Here is a 14,420-nt window from a genome sequence, read left to right as displayed (position 1 = left end):
GGAGGGTCGACCGCACGACGGCAGGTCCCCGGGCCCGGTTAGTGTCGGGACGTGACAGCAGCTGGGGCCGACCTCACCCTCCGGCACCCGGTGGAGCGTTTCCGCCTGGAGAACGGCCTGCGGGTCGTGCTCGCGCCCGACCGCAGCGTGCCGGTGGTCGCCGTGACCGTCTCCTACGACGTCGGGATGCGCAACGAGCCCGAGGGCCGCACCGGATTCGCCCACCTCTTCGAGCACCTCATGTTCCAGGGCTCGGCCAACGTGCCCAAGATGGAGCACGCCCGCCTGGTGCAGGCCGCCGGGGGCACCTTCAACGGCTCGACCCACCAGGACTACACGAACTACTACGAGGCGCTGCCGGCCGAGGCGCTGGAGCGCGCGCTCTTCCTCGAGGCCGACCGCATGGCGGCGCCGGCCATCACCGAGGAGAACCTCCGCAACCAGATCGACGTGGTGAAGGAGGAGATCCGGGTCAACGTGCTCAACCGGCCCTACGGCGCGTTCCCGTGGCTGCAGCTGCCGCAGATCGCTTTCGAGAGTTTCGCCAACACTCACGACGGCTACGGCTCGTTCGTCGACCTGGAGTCCTCCACGGTCGACGACGCCGCCGACTTCTTCCACCGCTACTACGCGCCGGGCAACGCGGTCCTGTGCCTGGGCGGGGACCTCGACGTCGAGGAGACCGAGCGCCTGGTGCGCCGCTGGTTCGGCCCGATCGAGGCGCGCGAGGTGCCGCCGACGCCGGCCACCGGCGAGCCCTCGCCGGCGACGGCCCGGACCGGCGTGGTCGAGGACCGGCTGGCCCCGGCCCCCGCCGTCGCGATCGGCTGGCGGGTGCCCGACCCGGTCGGTGACCTGGACACCTATCTCGGCACCGTGCTGCTGGCCGAGCTGCTCAGCGAGGGCGACGCCTCCCGCCTGGAGCGCCGGCTGGTGCACGACGACCAGCTCGCCGTCGCGCAGAGCAGCTACGTCGGACTGTTCGGCGACCCGTTCGACGTCCGGGACGCCACCCTGCTCACCACCCAGGTGCACCACCCGGCGGCGGTGACCGCGGAGCAGGTGCTCGCCGCCGTCCACGACGAGGTCGGCCGGATCGCCAAGGACGGCGTCGGAGCCGAGGAGCTGGCCCGCGTCCAGGCCCGCACCGAGGCCCAGCTGCTCCGCCAGGCGGACTCGGTGCTCGGCCGGACCCTGGCCTTCGCCACCGCCGAGCTGGTCCACGGCCGCGCCGAGCTGGCCGGCGAGCTCGCCGCCCGGCTGGCCGCAGTCACGCCGGATCTCGTCCAGGCCGCAGCCCGGGGCCTGGACCCCGGCACCGCCGCGGTGCTGGAACTGCGTGCCACGGGAGGACGACGGTGACCGCCCCTGACCTGATCCCGCCGCTGGGCGAGCCCCGCCCGCAGCCGGAGCTGGCCGTCACCGAGGCGGCCCTGCCCAGCGGACTGCGGCTGGTCGTCGTCCCGCGGCCCGGCGTCCCGCTGGTCGAGCTGCGGCTGCGGGTGCCCTTCGCCGCGGCCACCGCCCGCGCGGCCGCCCAGCACACCGCCCGGGCGTCCGTGCTCTCCGGCGCCGTCCTGCTCGGCACCAGCGCGCACGACGCGACCGGCATCGCCCAGCAGGTGCAGGCCCACGGGGGCGAGCTGTCGGTCTCGACCGACCCCGACCGGCTGCTGTTCTCGACGACGCTGCTGGCCGAGGGCCTCGCCCCCGTGCTCGGCGTGCTCGCCGAGGTGCTCACCAGCGCCACCTACCCGGCCGACCTGGTGGAGGCCGAGCGCGCCCGCGTCGCCGAGCGGATCGCCATCGCCCGCTCCCAGCCCGGGGTCATCGCCCGCACCGCGCTGGCCGCGCGGCGCTACGGCACGCACCCGTACGCCGAGCAGCTGCCGTCGGTCGACCTCGTCGGCGCCGTGCGCAGCCAGGCGCTGCGCAAGCTGCACCGGGACCGGGTGCTGCCGGCCGGCAGCACACTGGTCCTCGTCGGAGACCTGGACCCGGCCGCCGCCGTCGACGCCGTCGGCACCGCGCTGGCCGGCTGGACCGGGGAGGGGACGGCGGTGGCCGCCCCGCCGGCGCCGCAGCTGGCGCCCGGCCACCTGGAGGTCGTCGACCGGCCGGGGGCGGTGCAGTCCAACCTCCGGCTCGGCGGCCCCGCGCCCAGCCGCACCGACCCCGACCTGCCGGCGGTCCGGCTGGCCAACATGGTCTACGGCGGCTACTTCTCCTCGCGGCTTGTGGAGAACATCCGCGAGCGGCGCGGGTACAGCTACAGCCCGCGCAGTTCGGTCGACCACCTGGCCGCCGCCTCCTCGTTCCTCGTCGAGGCCGACGTCGCCACCGAGGTCACCGCGCCGGCGCTCCTGGAGACCTGGTACGAGCTGGGCCGGATGGCGTTGACGCCGGTCACCGCCGAGGAGCTCGACGGCGCGCGCCGGTACGTGCTCGGCAGCATGGCGCTGGCCACGGCCACGCACGCCGGGCTGGCCAGCACGCTGTCCGCGCTGGTCGGCGCTGGCCTGGCGCCCGGGTGGCTCGCCGAGCACCAGCGCGCGCTGGCCGAGGTGACGGTGGAGCAGGTGCAGGCGGCGGCCCGCCGCTATCTGCAGCCGATCGGGCTGACCGCCGTCGTCGTCGGCGACGCCGCGCGGGTGGCCGACGAGCTGCGCGCGCTCGGTCCGGTCGACGTCCAGGCCTCCGCCGCGCCGGTGGACGAGGTGGCCCCGTGACGGTCCCGGCCGGCGGCAGCACCCCGGCCGACAACCCGCCCGCCGACGACCCGGCGCGGATCTCCTGGCCCGAGAGCGCGCCGTCGGCGCCCGGCCCGATCCCGGTGCTGTCCCGGTCCGCGCACGACCGCGGCCACCTGGCCCGCGCGCTGCCCGACCCCACCGGCGGTCGCGCCGTGCTGGTGCTCACCGTCGACGAGCGCCTGACGGTGCCGGTCACCGAGGCGGAGGGCGGCCCGCGGCTGGTCTGGGAGGAACGGCCCGAGCTGCCCGACGGGGCGGTGTACCTCGGTGAGGCCGACGGCGTGCCCTACGCCGTGGTGCGGGGCGACCGGCGGCTGACCGTCTCCGGCCGGCCGGTCGACACCTGGGCCGGCCTGCGCGACGTCGGCGCCGACCTCGGCGACCTCGACGCCGGCCTGCTCGCCCAGGCCATCGGCATCCTCGAGTGGCACGACCGCAACCGGTTCAGCCCGCTCTCGGGCGCCGCGACGACGATCGAGCGGGCCGGCTGGGTGCAGCGCGACCCGCACACCGGCGCGGAGCTGTTCCCCCGCACCGACCCGGCCGTGATCATGCTCGTCCACGACGGCGGCGACCGATGCGTCCTCGGCCGGCAGGCGGTCTGGCCGCCCGGGCGCTTCTCGATCCTCGCCGGGTTCGTCGAGCCGGGGGAGTCCGCCGAGGGCGCGGTCGCGCGGGAGGTCGCCGAGGAGGTGGGCCTGCGGGTGCGGGACATCCGCTACGTGGGCAGCCAGCCCTGGCCGTTCCCCCAGTCGCTCATGCTCGGCTTCACCGCCCGCGTCGAGGGTGACCCGACACTGCGGCTGGACCCCACCGAGATCGACGAGGCCCACTGGTTCACGCGGGAGGAGCTGCGCTCGGGCACCGGTCCGCGGATGCTGCCCCCGGCGGTGTCCATCGCCCGGCACATCATCGACCGCTGGGTGGCCGGCGAGCTCGGCTGAAGCCCAGCAGCGCGGGCGGCTGGGCGAACCGGCCCTGCAGCACCAGGGCAGGGTGGTCGGGGGAGTCGGCCAGGACCACCGCGTCCGCCAGCGCCGCCGGGTCCACCTCGGCGTCGTAGCGGTCGAAGGCCGGCAGTTCCCAGGCCTGCCCACCGGGCGTGCGCCGCCGCCGGGCGGCCGGGGTGACGCGCAGGTGGACGACGACGTCGAAGGCCAGCCCGAGCCCCTGCAGCAGCGGGCCGGGCACCAGCAGCACCCCGCCGGCCGGCATCGGCTCCGGGCGGGCGCGGGCGGCGCGGTCGCGTTCGACGTCCCACAGCACCGGCAGGTACTCGCCCGACCCGCCGGACCCCACCGGGCCGAGGACCTCGCGGGCGAGGGCGCCGGCGTCGAGCCAGTCGGTGTAGCGGGCGTCGGGATCGGTGCGCCCGTGCTCCAGCCGCAGCGACGCCGGCCGCAGGAACCCCCCGGCCGGGACGACGACGGCGGCGCGGCCCAGCGCCGGGAGCCGCTCGGCCAGCGACCGGGCCAGGTCCTCCGGTCCGGCGACGTCGGGCCCGTCGACCGCCACCCGCAGCGCGGTCGCCGCCGGTTCGGGAGCGAGCCCGGCCAGCAGCGCGGCGAGCCGGTCGGCCAGCGCCGCCGGGGTGAGCGGCTCCGGACGGATCAGGACCGGCTCTCCAGCTCCTCGAGCACCTCGCGCGCCAGCTCGGCGACCGGCCGGCCCTGCGACCGGGCCGCGCCGCGGAGCTGGTCGAAGGCCGCGCGGGGCGTGGTGCCGTGCCGCTCGGCGAGCACGCCGATCGCGCGCTCGGTGGCGACCCGGGCGGCGAGCGCGTGCTCCAGCTGGGCCACCGTCCGCTCCAGGGCGGCCAGGCGGGCGTCCCGCGGATCGGCGTCCGGAGAGGCCTCCCCGGGCGCGCCACGGGCGGCCCGGCGGGCGGTGCGACCCGGCTCGACCAGCGCGCCGGCCTCCTCGGCGACGAGGTCGGCCAGCGACATGCCCTCGACCAGGTCGCCGACGTCCTCGGCGCGGCCGGGGGAGAGCACCGCCCACCCACGGCCGGTGCGCACGACCATCACCGCAGGCCCGTCCGACCCGAGCGCGTCGTCAGGGCAGGCGGCCGCGGAGGCTGCGTGCTCGACGCTCGAACTCACGACGGGGGCCTCCGCGCGGGGCTGGCCCGGCCGGCCGGCCGGGGTCTCCGGGGGCCGCGGATGCGGTCCCTGGCGCCCGATCATGCCTGGTCGCGCACAGCGGTGCCGGGATCACTCGCCGTCAGGCCGTGCGTCGTCGCCCGTCAGGCGCCGGCGGCCTGCACCAGCTGGGCCTTGACCTGGTCGATGCTCGGGTTGGTCAGCGCGCTGCCGTCGGGGAAGACCAGCGTCGGGACCGTGCGGTTGCCTCCGTTGGCCTGCATGACGAGGTCCGCCGCGGCCGCATCGCGCTCGATGTCGACCTCGGCGAACTCGATGCCCTCGCGCTGCATCATCTTCTTGAGTCGCACGCAGTACCCGCACCACGTGGTGGTGTACATCGTCACGGCGGCGGTGGCAGCGCTCATCGAGCAGGTCCTCCAGGTGTACGGGCTCGCCGCGGGACCGCGGCTTCTGTTGGGGACAACGCAACGCCCCTGGGGATGCTTCCCCCGCCTGTCGTCCGCGGCTGGGAGGATGGTCGACGGCCGACGAGGAGACGGGGGGCCTGATGTCGCAGAGCGCCGGAGCACCGGGCGTCGTCCGCGGTGCCGACGCGGTGCTCGCGCAGCTGGACGACGAGCAGCGCGCCGCCGCGCAGGCGGTGTCCGGACCGGTGTGCATCCTCGCCGGTGCGGGCACCGGCAAGACCCGCACCATCACCCACCGGATCGCCTACGGCGTGCACACAGGTGCCTTCTCTCCCGAGCAGGTGCTCGCGGTGACCTTCACCGCCCGGGCCGCGGGGGAGCTGCGGACCCGCCTGGCCGCGCTGGGCGTGGGCGGGGTGCAGGCCCGCACCTTCCACGCCGCGGCGATGCGGCAGCTGCGCTACTTCGCCCCCCGCGTGCTCGGCGGCCCCATGCCCGGGCTGGTCGAGAACAAGCTGCGGCTGGTCGCCACCGCCGCGTCACGGTCCCGGCTGTCCACCGACCGCACCAGCCTGCGCGACCTCGCCAGCGAGATCGAGTGGGCCAAGACCACGCTGGCCACGCCGGAGGACTACCCGGCCCGCGCGCAGGCCGCCGGCCGCGAGCCGCCGTTCGAGCCGGCCGCCGTCGCGCAGGTGTACGCCAGTTACGAGTCGGCCAAGCAGCGCGACGGCGCCCTGGACTTCGAGGACCTGCTGCTGGTCACCGCCTTCGCGATCGAGCAGCACCGGGAGGTCGCCCGCGAGGTGCGGGCGCAGTACCGGACCTTCGTCGTCGACGAGTACCAGGACGTCAACCCGCTCCAGCAGCGGCTGCTCGACGCCTGGCTCGGCGGGCGGGCCGACGTCTGCGTCGTCGGCGACCCCAACCAGACCATCTACTCGTTCACCGGCGCCGACCCCGACTACCTGCTGGGCTTCGCCGACCGTTATCCCGACGCCGAGGTGGTCAAGCTCGAGCGCGACTACCGCTCCACACCCCAGGTGGTGGCGCTGGCCAACAAGCTCATCGGCCAGGCGCCCCGGCGCAAGGGGCTGCCCGGCCTGCGGCTGCTCGGCCAGCGCGTCGAGGGCCCGGCCCCGCGGTTCTTCGAGCACCCCGACGAGCCCGCCGAGGCCGCGGCGGTCGCCCAGGCCTGCCGGGCCATGATCGAGGCCGGGATGCCGGCCGCCGAGATCGCGGTGCTGTTCCGGATCAACGCCCAGTCCGAGGTCTACGAGAACGCGCTGACCGACGCCGGCGTCCCGTACGTGCTGCGCGGTGGGGAGCGGTTCTTCGAACGGCCCGAGGTGCGCGAGGCGGTCCTCCTGCTGCGCGGCGCCGCGGCGGGCGGGTCGGAGCCGGGCGCGCTGGTGCCCACCGTCCGCGACGTGCTGGCCTCCACCGGCTGGGTCGAGCACCGCCCGCCGCCCGGCGGGGCCGCCCGCGACCGCTGGCAGTCCCTCGCGGCGCTGGTCGACCTCGCCGTCGACCTGGTCGCCGAGGACCCGACGATCGACCTCGCCGGATTCGTGGCCCACCTGGCCGCCCGGGCCGACGCCCAGCACGCCCCCACGGTGCAGGGCGTCACGCTGGCCTCGATGCACGCGGCGAAGGGCCTGGAGTGGGACGCCGTCTTCGTCGTCGGACTGGTGGACGGCGTCCTGCCGATCTCCCAGTCGCTGAGCCGGCCCGAGGCGGTGGAGGAGGAGCGGCGGCTGCTCTACGTCGCCGTCACCCGTGCCCGGGAACACCTGACCCTGTCGTGGTCCCTGGCCCGCAACCCGGGCGGGCGCCGGGCCCGGCCGCGCAGCCGCTTCCTCACCGGTTTGGTCCCCGAGTCCACCCCCTCCGCCGCGCCGGTGCGGAAGCAGAAGAAGGCCAAGGTCGTGCTCGACGGCGAGGCCGGCGAGCTGTTCGAACGGCTGCGCACCTGGCGCAGCGAGGCGGCCGCCTCCGCCTCGGTGCCCGCCTACGTGGTGTTCACCGACGCGACGCTGCAGGCCATCGCCGAAGCCAGGCCCGCGAGTCTCCGAGAGCTCGCGGCCCTGCCCGGCATCGGCGCGCGGAAGCTGGAGTTGTACGGCGAGGACGTTCTGGCGACCGTCGGTTCATGAGCTCTCACCCGACGTGACGGCCAACGGGGGACCGCGGTGCCGCCGACACGGCGGGATTAAATGCGTTGACCCCCTTCACGCGGTCCCCCTACTGTCCATCTCGCGCTCGGGGCACCGCCCCGAGCCGCACCAGACCTGAGACCGGCCGAGTGGCCGGGATCCGACCCCGGGAGGAGGGGACACGATGATCAGCACCACGTGGATCGCTGCCCCCGCCGGGGTCTCCGGGTCGGGGAGCCTCGTCGTGCGTCCGGTCGCCGTTCCCGCTGAGCGTCCGATGACCGCGCGCCTGCGCACCCTGCCCATGACCGCCGTCCCGCGCGTCCTCGGCACCTCCGGCTGCGGCATCGTGCCCGCCTTCGACCTCGTGCCCACCGGCCGTGGCGACGACGCCCGCACGCCCGATGCCCTCGGCGCCACCTTCGGCCCGAAGCACATCCAGCAGAACACCGGCACCACCCTCGGGATCCACCCCTCGAGGAGACCGCTGAGCTAGCGCTCGCCAGGTCCTCCTCGAGGCCGCGGAACCCGAACCCCGGGTACCGCGGCCTCTCTCTTTGTCCGCGGCACCCGGCCCCGACCTCCGGTCGGCGGGCCCCCGCCGGCCGTGGACGACGAGTACGAGGAGGAGCGGCAGTGCAGCAGACGATCGACCGCCCGACGTCCCACCGCCGACCCGGGCTCCCCCGGACCGGCGGTTCCCTTCCCCGACGGCCGGCCGCCCCCGCGGCGCCGGCACCGGTACGGCGCCCGTTGCCGTGCCGGAACGACCCCGACCTGTGGTTCGCGGAGAGCCCGGCCCAGCTGGAGCAGGCCAAGACCCTCTGCGCCGAGTGCCCGGTCCGTGACGCCTGCCTGGCCGGCGCCCTGGACCGCGGCGAGCCGTGGGGCGTCTGGGGCGGGGAGATCTTCGAGCGGGGCGTGGTCATCCCACGCAAGCGCCCGCGTGGTCGGCCCCGCAAGGTGGCCGTCGCGTGAGGGAGGACCTCCCGACCCCATCCACCCGACGAACGACATCCCGGCCCGCGGCCCCGTGGGCTCGACCCGAGAAACCCGAGGACCTGCCGTGAACGCCATCGAGTACGACCTGGCCGTCGACCGGTTGCGCGAGCTGCGCAACCAGGCCGCCGCCGACGCCCGCGCCCGCCGGGTGCGTGCGGCTCGCCGCTGGGCCCGTCGCGCGGAGTACGCGTCGCGCCGCGCCGCGCGGGCCAGCGCCGCCGTCCACTGAGAGAGGAGCCCGTCCTCACCCCTCGCTCCGTTCGGGGCGAGCCTCCGGACGGCGCCACCGAGGCCGGGTCCGGACGCTCCCGGTGCGTCCGGACCCGGCCTCCTCCTGTCCCTCGGCCCCGGTCAGGAGGAGGCTGCACGCGTGCAGGACGAGGGCATCGTCTGTGCGGCGTGCGGGCGACGGGGCACCGCGGCCGACGTCGCGAGGGGCTGGTCGCTGGCGGTCCCACCGCGGCCCACGGGGGCTCAGCAGGAGGAGCGGACGGCGGCCACCGCCCGCGTCACGGCGCTGTGCCCGGACTGCCTGCGGCGCTCGGTGCGGGACGTCGAGGCGCGCCTGGACCCGGAGCCCTGAGGCCGGTCAGGGCGGTCACCCCCCGTCAGGCGGTGACCCGAGTCAGGCGGTGACCCGAGTCAGCCGGAGAAGCCGGGCAGCCACTCCTCGATGACGCTCCGGAAGTCACCGGCCGCGTCGAGCTGGCAGAGCACGCCGATCGACCCGATCGTCACCCGGTGGATGAGCAGGTAGGCCGGGGGGAGGTTGAGCATCCGGCCCAGCCGGCTGGCCTCGCTGCGCGGATCGGCGATCCGGGCGGCCTGCTCCTGCATCCAGCTGCGGGTGAAGTGGAAGTGCGAGCTCTCGACGGGCTCGAGCAGCGGGCGCAGGTACTTGAGCACGCCCTGGGCGTCCACCTCGATGCCGGGCCGGACGAAGCCCTCGGCCCGCAGGTCGGCCAGGACGTCCTCCGCCCGGCCCTCCAGGGCCCAGCGCACCAGCCGGCCGATCGGCTCGGGGTGCCCGTCGGGCAGCCGGGCGGTCGCGCCGAAGTCGATGACGCCCAGCCGGCCGTCGCCGACCAGCCGGAAGTTGCCCGGGTGCGGGTCGGCGTGCAGCAGGCCTGCGCGCTGGGGCCCGGAGAAGTGCAGCACCGACATCAGGTAGCCGGCCCGGTCGCGCTGCTCCCGGGTCCCCGACGCGATGATCTTCGACAGCGGCGTCCCCTCCAGCCACTCCGAGACGATCACCTTGGGCGCGCTGGCGACCACCCGGGGGACGACGATCTGCGGGTCGTCGACGTAGGCGGCGGCGAAGGTCCGCTGCGCGTCGGCCTCGAGCGCGTAGTCGAGCTCCTCCACCACGCGGGCCTTGAGCTCGGCGATGAGCGGCTTGACGTCCATGCCCGGGAACAGCGCCGCGAACAGGCGGGCGAACCGGGACAGCTGGTTGAGGTCGGCCATGAGGGCGGTGGCCGCCCCCGGGTACTGGATCTTGACCGCGACGTCCCGGCCGTCCCGCCAGGTCGCCCGGTGCACCTGCCCGATGCTGGCCGCCGCCGCCGGGGCGTCGTCGAAGTGCCGGAACCGCTCCCGCCACTTCCCGCCGAGCTGCTGGGAGAGCACCGAGTGGACGGTGCGCGCCGGCATCGGCGGCGCCTCCTCCTGCAGCTTGACCAGGGCCTCGCGGTACGGCGCGGCCACCTCGTCGGGCACGGCGGCCTCGAAGACCGACAGCGTCTGGCCCAGCTTCATGGCCCCGCCCTTGAGCTGGCCCAGGACGGCGAACAGCTGCTCGGCGGTGCGCTGCTGCAACTCAGCGGTCACCGCGTCGGCGGGACGGCCCGACAGGCGCTTGCCGATCCCCATCGTGGCGCGCCCCGCAGCGCCCAGCGGCAGGGAGGCCAGTCGTGCGGTCCGCGAGACCGAGCCCCGTGGGATCCCGCGTCCGGTATCGGACACGCGCGTCCTCCTCGCTGGCGCTCGTCGGCCGCGGTGACGGCAGCCCGGGCCCCCGCCGGGCCGGCAGGGCGCACTCTGCCGCCATTGTCCCCCGATGGGCGGGTGCAGCGCCGGGCGGCGTGCTCATGTCCCCCCAACGGGGCCCGGGGGACCCGCCGCGCACCCGCAGTCGGGGTGGTCGGGCCACCGGCGCATCGACCAGGTGAGGTCCGGCGGGCGCAGCTCTAGCGTCGTCCCGAGGGTCACCGGAGCGGCGGTGCCGTCGAGGTAGGCGAGCACCTGGACCGCCGCGGTCACCGCCGTCATGAGGCAGGTGACGGTGGCCCCGCCGCTGGGCGCCTCGCCCGCGGTCAGCTGCGCGGCGAGTGCCGGCCACCGGGGATCGGCGTCCCGCCGGTGCAGCTCGGCGCAGCGCAGGCAGCTCGTCGTCCCCGGGACCACGAGCGGGCCGACGACCCCCGTCTCCCCGCGGACCGTGGCGACCAGGTGTGGCACGCCGCGGCGCTGCAGGCCGTGCGCGAGCGGGTCGGAGGCCGCCCACGGCCGGGTGAGGACGACGAGGTCGCCGGTCGAGCCGGCCGGAAGGGGCCGCAGGTCGGTCAGCGGACTGGCCCGGCGGATCGCGTCGGCCGCGGCCAGCGCGCGCGGCCGACCCTCGTCGCGGGCGTCGAGGCCGCCGACGACGGCGTCCCCGGCGACGGTCAGACCGGTGTCGCGGACGCTCACCCGGCCGACGCCGCTGGCGGCCAGGACGGCGGCCAGCGGCACCCCGGTGCGCGTCGCCCCCTCGACCACCACCGCGGCCGACCGGCGGGCCCGCCAGGGGGACTTCCGGGCGTCCCACTCGGGATCCCGGGCGGCGGCGGGCAGCTCGGCGCGGGTGCGGGCCGCGGCGGCCGGGCCCGCGTCCGAGGCCAGCAGGTCGGCGGCATCGAGGTCGACCAGCAGGCCGGTGCTCCGCAACCCGTCGAGCAGCGCGGCGACGGCGGCCGGCTCGTGACCGGCGAGGGCGGCCTCGGCGACGACGGCGCGCTGGGTGCGCCGGCCGTCCAGGCCGCGCAGCAGGGCGGTCAGCTCGTCGGGGCCCGGGGTGATCAGCACCCCGTCGGCGGTGTCGGTGCCGCCCACCTGGACGGCGGTCCCCCCGGGGCCGGCCAGCCGCAGCAGCGGCACCGTCGGGGGGAGGAGGGGGTGTGCCTGGTCGTCCACCCCGGCAGGGTGACACCGCCGCGGGCCGGTGCCCCGTGGCCGTCCACAGCGGCGGGCGGCGTCCACATGTCCGGCAGACGACGACGGCGGCGCCCGCCGTGCGGGCACCGCCGTCCGTGGCCGGAGGGAGCTCAGGCCTTGCCGAGGATCCGGTTCATCTTGGTGCCGCACACGGGGCAGGTGCCCTGCGCCATGCGGCGGCCGGACTCGCTGACCTTGACCTCGCCGTCGAAGTCGCGCTTCTCCTTGCACTTCACGCAGTAGCCGTTGTAGCTCTCCGCCACGGTGCCTCCTTCTCTCAGGACTGCTCGGCGTCCGCGCCGGGCGCCGTCTCCGGGAACGCTACCCGTGCGTCGCGGGCCCATTCGGGCTGGCGGGGGAGCGGTTCCCCACAGCCTGTGGACAGACCTGTGGAGCGGGTGGGGACGCCTGGGCGTGTCGCTGTGCGGAAGCGGGGGACGGGCGGGCCACGAACGGCCGGTACCGACCCGCGACGCGCCGTTCCCACCTGCGCGGATACCGCCGCCGGGGCTGTGGACGGCGAGCGGTCCCGTCGATCCCCGCAACGAGCGCCCCCGTGTCCACCGTCCGTGCGACATGGACCCGTGCGGGTGGAGGTGCACAGCGCACAGCCGCCGCCCGCCAACTACGGTGCCTCCGTGCCCGGATCGATCCCCGACGCCTCGCGCAGCCCCGCCCCGGCCCGCCGCCCGACCCAGGGCCGCCGGGGCGCCCGACCCGTCCCCTCGGACGGGGCTCCCTCGGCGGCACCGGCGGATGGCGCCGTGGAGGTGCGCCGCAGCGCCCGCCGGCGCCGCACGGTCACCGCGTACCGGGAGTCGGGACGCACGATCGTGCTCATCCCGGCGGCGTTCAGCCCGGCCGAGGAGCGCCGCTGGGTGGCGCAGATGGTGGCCAAGCTGCAGACCCGCGAGGAGCGGCGGCACCGGTCGCTGGGCGGGGACGACGAGCTGATGGAGCGGGCGCGGGCCCTGTCGGCGGCGCACTTCGACGACGTGCCGCTGCCGGCCAGCGTCCGGTGGGTGGACAACCAGCAGCGGCGCTGGGGCTCGTGCACGCCGGCCGACCGCACGATCCGGCTGTCCAGCCGGCTGCGGGCCATGCCCGAGTACGTCGTCGACTACGTGCTGGTGCACGAGCTCGCCCACCTCATCGAGCCCAGCCACGACGCCCGGTTCTGGGCCCTGGTGGCCCGCTACCCCCGGGCCGAGCGGGCCCGGGGCTTCCTCGAGGGGGTCGAGCTGGGCCGGCACGCCGGCGAGGCGACGCCGGCCGGCGAGGACCTCGTCGACTGAACCGGGGCCGGGTCACCCCCGGTCGTCGCCGCCCTGCTCCTCGTCCCTCTGCTCCTCGTCGGACTCGGTCAGCGCCCGCAGCTCGTCGTCGGCACCCTGGCGGGCCACGAAGTCCAGGGCCTCGTCGAGGTCGTCGGAGGTCGGCAGCAGGTCGGGGTGCGACCACAGCCGGTCCCGCTCGGCGCTGCCGTACCGCTGCGCCATGGCGCCCCACACGGTGGCGGCGTCGCGCAGCCGGCGGGGGCGCAGCTGCAGGCCGACGAGCGTCGCGAAGGTCTGCTCGGCCGGGCCGCCGGAGGCCCGGCGGCGGCGCATCGTCTCGGCCAGGGCGCCGTGCCCGGGCAGCCGGTCGCCGGCGGCCGCGGCGACGACGGCGTCGACCCAGCCCTCCACCAGCGCCAGCAGCGTCTCCAGCCGGCGCAGCGCCATCTGCTGCTCCGGGGTCTCCTCGGGTTCGAGCAGTCCGCTGCCGAGCAGCTGCTGGATGCTCTCCGGGTTGCTCGGGTCGATGCCGCCCATCGAGCTCATCGCCTCGTTGATGCCGCGCTCGATGGCCTCGCGGTCGACGTTGATGCCGCGGGCGTAGGCGTGCACGGCGTCGTGCAGCTGCTGGCGCAGCCACGGGACGTGGGCGAACAGCCGCAGCGAGGCCGCCTCCCGCAGCGCGAGGAACAGCCGGACCTCGTCGGCGGGGCGGTCGAGGCCGGTGGCGAACTCGGCGACGTTCTGCGGCAGCAGGACGCCGGTTCCGCTCGGTGCGAGCGGGATGCCGATCTCGGTGCTGGTGAGCACCTCACCGGACAGCCGCCCGAGCGCCTGACCGACCTGGGCGCCGAACATGAGCCCGCCCATGCGGCCCATCAACCCGCCCAGCGGACCGGCCATCGCGGCGGCCTCGGCGGGCAGGGCGCTGGTCATCGCCGCGACCACGCGCTCGGCGAGCGGGTCGATCAGCGCGCTCCAGGCGGGGAGGGTCTGCTCGACCCACTCCACGCGCGACCAGGCCAGCGTCCGGTCCACGCCGGAGGGGAGCTCGGTGACCTGGTCCAGCCAGAGGTCGGCCAGGCGCAGCGCCTCGGCGACGGCGGTGCGCTCGGCCGCGGACGTGGGCTGCGACCCGGCGGCCAGCGTGCTGATCGCGCCCTGCCGGGCGAGGTCCCAGTTGACCGGGCCGCCGGACCAGTTCATCAGCTTCTGCAGCTCGGCGAACAGCGGCATCTTTCCCAGCAGCTCCTCCGGCGTGCCGGTGCCGCCCGCGCCGCCGAAGAGGGCGCCGAACCCGAACGGGTCGTTGCCGGCGCCCGGGCCGGTCTCGTCGCGACGCTCGGGATCGCGGTCGGGGGATCCGAAGCCGAACGGCAGGTCACTCATGTCTCCACGGTAGACGCGTGATCTTCGTGGCAGCCCGACCGCGAGCCTGTGAGCGCTGGAGAGCACGGGCGGCCTCCGTGCAGGGCCCCGCGGCGAGCTCGCGAGCCGTGGGGGGCACGGAGGTCCTTCTCCTAAG

Annotated in this window: 16 protein-coding genes; 9 read left to right on the top strand and 7 right to left on the bottom strand. The window is 76.2% G+C overall.

Annotated features, from left to right (window positions below; translation table 11 throughout):
• The first annotated feature begins 51 nt into the window (after window positions 1-51).
• Genes MY520_RS14325 through nudC form a run of 3 tightly spaced genes read left to right on the top strand, consistent with a single transcriptional unit; the run spans window position 52 to window position 3,697 of the window.
• Window positions 52-1,362 (top strand): M16 family metallopeptidase, encoded by a 1,311-nt coding sequence (locus MY520_RS14325; protein WP_436692820.1) that lies wholly within the window; start codon window positions 52-54, stop codon window positions 1,360-1,362.
• Window positions 1,359-2,729, top strand: a complete 1,371-nt coding sequence (locus tag MY520_RS14320; protein ID WP_436692818.1) for a M16 family metallopeptidase — start codon at window positions 1,359-1,361, stop codon at window positions 2,727-2,729. The genes MY520_RS14325 and MY520_RS14320 overlap by 4 nt, the downstream gene beginning before the upstream one ends.
• Window positions 2,726-3,697 (top strand): NAD(+) diphosphatase, encoded by a 972-nt coding sequence (gene nudC, locus MY520_RS14315; RefSeq protein WP_436692816.1) that lies wholly within the window; start codon window positions 2,726-2,728, stop codon window positions 3,695-3,697. The genes MY520_RS14320 and nudC overlap by 4 nt, the downstream gene beginning before the upstream one ends.
• On the opposite strand, the gene MY520_RS14310 is transcribed toward nudC, so the two are convergent.
• From MY520_RS14310 to MY520_RS14300, 3 genes are all read right to left on the bottom strand, one after another.
• Entirely contained in the window at window positions 3,663-4,268 is a 606-nt protein-coding gene (locus MY520_RS14310; protein ID WP_436692815.1) for a uridine kinase, read from the bottom strand. The genes nudC and MY520_RS14310 overlap by 35 nt on opposite strands.
• 95 nt (window positions 4,269-4,363) lie before the next feature.
• Complete coding sequence (locus tag MY520_RS14305; RefSeq protein WP_436692813.1) at window positions 4,364-4,855, bottom strand: ANTAR domain-containing protein; 492 nt, start codon at window positions 4,853-4,855, stop codon at window positions 4,364-4,366.
• A 143-nt stretch (window positions 4,856-4,998) separates the two neighbouring features.
• The gene (locus tag MY520_RS14300; RefSeq protein WP_436692811.1) at window positions 4,999-5,262 is read right to left on the bottom strand and encodes a mycoredoxin; all 264 of its coding nucleotides are present in this window, start codon (window positions 5,260-5,262) and stop codon (window positions 4,999-5,001) included.
• 143 nt (window positions 5,263-5,405) lie between these two features.
• On the opposite strand from MY520_RS14300, the gene MY520_RS14295 reads away from it, so the two are divergent.
• The 5 genes from MY520_RS14295 to MY520_RS14275 all read left to right on the top strand — a co-directional run bounded on the left by MY520_RS14295 (window position 5,406) and on the right by MY520_RS14275 (window position 9,006).
• Window positions 5,406-7,421, top strand: a complete 2,016-nt coding sequence (locus MY520_RS14295; RefSeq protein ID WP_436692809.1) for an ATP-dependent helicase — start codon at window positions 5,406-5,408, stop codon at window positions 7,419-7,421.
• 184 nt (window positions 7,422-7,605) lie between these two features.
• Complete coding sequence (locus MY520_RS14290) at window positions 7,606-7,917, top strand: hypothetical protein (protein WP_436692807.1); 312 nt, start codon at window positions 7,606-7,608, stop codon at window positions 7,915-7,917.
• Window positions 7,918-8,057: 140 nt separating this feature from the next.
• Window positions 8,058-8,399, top strand: a complete 342-nt coding sequence (locus tag MY520_RS14285; RefSeq protein WP_436692806.1) for a WhiB family transcriptional regulator — start codon at window positions 8,058-8,060, stop codon at window positions 8,397-8,399.
• 88 nt (window positions 8,400-8,487) lie between these two features.
• On the top strand, window positions 8,488-8,652 hold the full coding sequence (locus MY520_RS14280; protein ID WP_436692804.1) for a hypothetical protein: 165 nt from the start codon (window positions 8,488-8,490) through the stop codon (window positions 8,650-8,652).
• A gap of 141 nt (window positions 8,653-8,793) precedes the next feature.
• On the top strand, window positions 8,794-9,006 hold the full coding sequence (locus MY520_RS14275) for a hypothetical protein (protein ID WP_436692803.1): 213 nt from the start codon (window positions 8,794-8,796) through the stop codon (window positions 9,004-9,006).
• Between the two features lie 59 nt (window positions 9,007-9,065).
• On the opposite strand, the gene MY520_RS14270 is transcribed toward MY520_RS14275, so the two are convergent.
• The 3 genes from MY520_RS14270 to MY520_RS14260 form a co-directional block, all read right to left on the bottom strand.
• Window positions 9,066-10,388, bottom strand: coding sequence for an ABC1 kinase family protein (locus MY520_RS14270; RefSeq protein WP_436692801.1), 1,323 nt, complete (start codon window positions 10,386-10,388; stop codon window positions 9,066-9,068).
• 123 nt (window positions 10,389-10,511) lie between these two features.
• Window positions 10,512-11,597 carry a ThiF family adenylyltransferase gene (locus tag MY520_RS14265; protein ID WP_436692799.1) on the bottom strand — a complete coding sequence of 362 codons (1,086 nt, stop codon included), beginning with the start codon at window positions 11,595-11,597 and terminating at the stop codon, window positions 10,512-10,514.
• 131 nt (window positions 11,598-11,728) lie between these two features.
• Window positions 11,729-11,881, bottom strand: coding sequence for a DUF5679 domain-containing protein (locus MY520_RS14260; RefSeq protein WP_012950213.1), 153 nt, complete (start codon window positions 11,879-11,881; stop codon window positions 11,729-11,731).
• Between the two features lie 375 nt (window positions 11,882-12,256).
• Here MY520_RS14260 and MY520_RS14255 point away from each other — a divergent pair, with 375 nt between their 5' ends.
• A complete protein-coding gene (locus tag MY520_RS14255) occupies window positions 12,257-12,913 on the top strand; it encodes a M48 metallopeptidase family protein (RefSeq protein WP_436692796.1) in 657 nt (218 codons plus the stop codon).
• A 12-nt stretch (window positions 12,914-12,925) separates the two neighbouring features.
• Here the strand turns inward: MY520_RS14255 and MY520_RS14250 are convergent, their stop codons facing one another.
• Window positions 12,926-14,284 (bottom strand): zinc-dependent metalloprotease, encoded by a 1,359-nt coding sequence (locus MY520_RS14250; protein WP_436692795.1) that lies wholly within the window; start codon window positions 14,282-14,284, stop codon window positions 12,926-12,928.
• Between the last annotated feature and the right edge of the window lie 136 nt (window positions 14,285-14,420).

The sequence above is a fragment of the Geodermatophilus sp. CPCC 205506 genome (assembly GCF_051383635.1).
Taxonomy (GTDB): domain Bacteria; phylum Actinomycetota; class Actinomycetes; order Mycobacteriales; family Geodermatophilaceae; genus Geodermatophilus.
This window is presented reverse-complemented; position numbering and strand designations above follow the sequence as displayed.